We start from the raw sequence: 663 nt of genomic DNA on the forward strand, positions 1-663 counted from the left end.
CCCGGATTTTTCGTGAAACGTTGTGAGTTTCGGGGTGTAGATATGCGAAAGTGCCTGTCCTGCAAGGAATAATTGGACTTCTCTAGGGTTCAGTCGTTCCAGCGGGAAGGCACCTCGCAGGTGAAGAATATCGCGGTCGGGTCGCGGGTGAAAGTTTCCGCCGACGGTTATGGTGTCGTGTCGCATGCCGGGATGGCCATGGTGCGTGAGCTCGCGGACCGCAGCGGGTTATCGGCGCAGGTCACCGCCGCGTTGGCAGATACCTACCGGGGCCCGTGGGTGTATGCGCCCGGGGAGGTGTTCGCTGATCTGGCTGCCGCGGTCGCCGATGGGGCGGACTGCATCGACGCGGTCGGACAACTGTGCGGCGACCGTGAGCATGTCCTGGGTGCCAAAGCCTCCACGACCACGATGTGGCGGCTAATCGATGAGCGCATCGATGCTTCGCACCTACCGCGGGTGCGTGCCGCCCGGGCTGCGGCCCGCGCAGCGGCCTGGGCCGCCGGCGCCGCCCCCGCACCGGGTGGCTGGTTGCACATCGACATCGACGCCACCCTGGTCCTCGATCATTCCGATAACAAGGAGAAGGCAGGGGCGACCTGGAAAAAGACCTACGGTCACCACCCGCTGCTGGCCTTCGTGGACCGCCCCGAGATCGCCGGC

At 65.2% G+C, this 663-nt stretch carries 1 protein-coding gene; it reads left to right on the top strand.

Annotated elements, in window-relative coordinates; all coding sequences use genetic code 11:
• Window positions 1–120: 120 nt before the first annotated feature.
• The coding region (locus tag BST27_RS30740) for a transposase (RefSeq protein WP_211285343.1) at window positions 121–663 on the top strand (543 nt) is incomplete at its 3' end.

The organism is Mycobacterium intermedium (assembly GCF_002086275.1).
GTDB lineage: Bacteria > Actinomycetota > Actinomycetes > Mycobacteriales > Mycobacteriaceae > Mycobacterium > Mycobacterium intermedium.